Source organism: Bartonella sp. AP57NXGY (assembly GCF_042195805.1).
In the GTDB taxonomy this organism is placed as follows: domain Bacteria; phylum Pseudomonadota; class Alphaproteobacteria; order Rhizobiales; family Rhizobiaceae; genus Bartonella.
Window position 1 is genome coordinate 1 of sequence record NZ_JBHIOZ010000194.1, and the last position, 2,182, is coordinate 2,182.

Here is a 2,182-nt window from a genome sequence, read left to right on the forward strand (position 1 = left end):
GCTTTGGCATTTTGAACAGCCAGCCTTAAACGTGGATTCATGGCTGGATCAGGAGCACCTTGTTTTGCTGCTACGGTAATTTCGCGTGCAAGTTTAGAAAATATTTTCGAGCGCATTGCATCTTGACGCCCTTTACGGTGCATAATATTTTTAAATTGTGAATGGCCTGCCATAGTTTTCCTTCCTATTTGAGGGCTTTCTTTCCAGTTGGATACTCTTTAGAATTTAAGGCGATAAAGCACGCATCCCACCAGAATAAATGTGCCACAGCATGAGGTGAAATAATCGAATAAACCCTTTATAAGAAAATTCATCTTAAAGGTAAAGACACCTTAGTTGAGGATCATTACAAGAGAGATCTCTTGTCGTTGAGCAAAAATAACGCTATAACAGAATGTAATCTCATAGCAAAATGGTTTATTCCATGCCTCGCTTTGTTTTAGGAGTGGTTGGAGAGACCTAAACATATAAAAAAGTTCCAGTGCTCTTGAGTGGGCGGTAACCTGCCTCATAGAAGAGGCGCAGAAGAGGATTTATAAAAATGGCAACGCAACTTTTGATGCCCAAAGCAACAGCTGTTTGGTTGGTTGATAATACAGCTCTTTCTTTTGATCAGATTGCAGAATTTTGTAAATTGCATGTCTTGGAAGTAAAAGCTATTGCCGATGGTGATGCGGCTTATGGTATTAAAGGTTTAGATCCGATTAGTTCTGGGCAATTGACGCGCAGTGAAATTGCACGGGTGGAGGCTGATCAAAACGCACGATTGAAAATTTCTCAATCGAGGGTGCATATTCCTGAAAAAAAACGTAAAGGGGCGCGCTATATCCCTCTTTCTCGACGCCAAGATCGTCCCAATGGTATCCTATGGTTGGTGACGAACCATCCCGAGTTGAAAGATGCACAAATTGCACGGTTGATTGGGACAACAAAAGCGACAATTGAACAAATCCGCCTTAGAACCCATTGGAATAGTGCAAATTTGGTTCCTCTTGATCCTGTAGGGCTTGGTTTGTGTTCGCAAATCGATTTAGATTTTGAGCTCCAGCGTGCGGCGAAAAATCGCCCTGTTGCTGCAGAAGAAGATAGGTCGTTGCTTCCCGCTTCTGTGACGGAAAACGCTGCTCTAGAGGAAAATGAGAGTGAAGAAAATCTGCATAAGACTTTTGACGCTGATAAAGTTTTTGCAAAGCTGAACGCGCTGCAAAAAAATCGTCAAGATCAAGATGATGCATAAAAAGCCATGACGCATAAGGGAAACATTTCTTATGGAAATGTTAGAGGAATGGCCAAAGAGAAGAAAAATTGGCAGAGACTCAAAAGTAAAAATGAGGACGAAAAAACAGAAAAATTTCGTCTTCATTAGGAATTAACGGTTATTCTTAAAAATATTTTTAAGAATTGACCCTTCTTTACGAAATTCAAGGAGAAACGGACTATGCGCTCTACCAAAAAAACCATCTCTCATTCCTTAGCTATCCTCTTTCTTTTCTCACTATGCCTGGGTGGGTGTGGCAAAAAAAATGTTGGTGCACTTAACGGTATGAATGGCGCTTATATGAATGATGCTGGTTTGAATCAGGTGTCACCAGGCTCAGGACAAGAATTTACGGTTAATGTGGGTGATCGCGTGTTTTTTGGTCTCGATTCTTCTTCACTTGATGCTGATGCTGAACGTATTTTAACGCGCCAAGCAGAATGGTTGCTTCATTATCCTTATTATTCTATTATGATCGAAGGTCATGCTGATGAGAGGGGAACACGTGAATATAACTTGGCACTTGGACAGCGCCGTGCTGTTGCTGTGCGAAACTATTTGGTGTCTCTTGGTGTGTCCGCACAACGGATTCAAACAATTTCTTACGGAAAAGAAAGACCTGTAGCAGTATGTGATGATATTTCCTGTTGGAATCAAAATCGACGTGCTGTGACAACGTTGAGTGACATGAATAATCATTAAAAAGAAGATTGTTTGTTTCAACTATTCAATAAGCTCTTAAGGGGAAAAAAGAATGTATCGTAAAATCAATTGGAAAACACTCTTTTATATGGGGGTTTTCATAGCTTGTTCTACTTCACTTGTTCAAAGTGCGGCACGAAAGGCTTCCGAATATCCTGCACATGATACGGATAAAGTTGATGCAGTTGATAAGGCAACTGATGACGTGAAGAAAGCACCTGA

General features: G+C 40.8%; 2 protein-coding genes and 1 pseudogene. 2 read left to right on the forward strand and 1 reads right to left on the reverse strand.

Annotated elements, in window-relative coordinates; all coding sequences use genetic code 11:
• Positions 1–173: pseudogene (locus ACFIL8_RS09345) on the reverse strand (YebC/PmpR family DNA-binding transcriptional regulator); the annotation flags it as partial.
• A gap of 368 nt (positions 174–541) precedes the next feature.
• Here ACFIL8_RS09345 and ACFIL8_RS09350 point away from each other — a divergent pair.
• The gene (locus ACFIL8_RS09350) at positions 542–1,237 is read left to right on the forward strand and encodes a DUF1013 domain-containing protein (RefSeq protein ID WP_375611764.1); all 696 of its coding nucleotides are present in this window, start codon (positions 542–544) and stop codon (positions 1,235–1,237) included.
• Positions 1,238–1,438: 201 nt separating this feature from the next.
• Positions 1,439–1,960, forward strand: coding sequence for a peptidoglycan-associated lipoprotein Pal (pal, locus tag ACFIL8_RS09355; RefSeq protein WP_375611765.1), 522 nt, complete (start codon positions 1,439–1,441; stop codon positions 1,958–1,960).
• The last annotated feature ends 222 nt before the right edge of the window (positions 1,961–2,182 follow it).

Excerpts from the sequence above, each read along its gene's own strand:
- ACFIL8_RS09350 (WP_375611764.1), top strand. The coding sequence starts at position 542 with ATGGCAACGCAACTTTTGATGCCCAAAGCAACAGCTGTTTGGTTGGTT.
- pal (WP_375611765.1), top strand. The coding sequence starts at position 1,439 with ATGCGCTCTACCAAAAAAACCATCTCTCATTCCTTAGCTATCCTCTTT.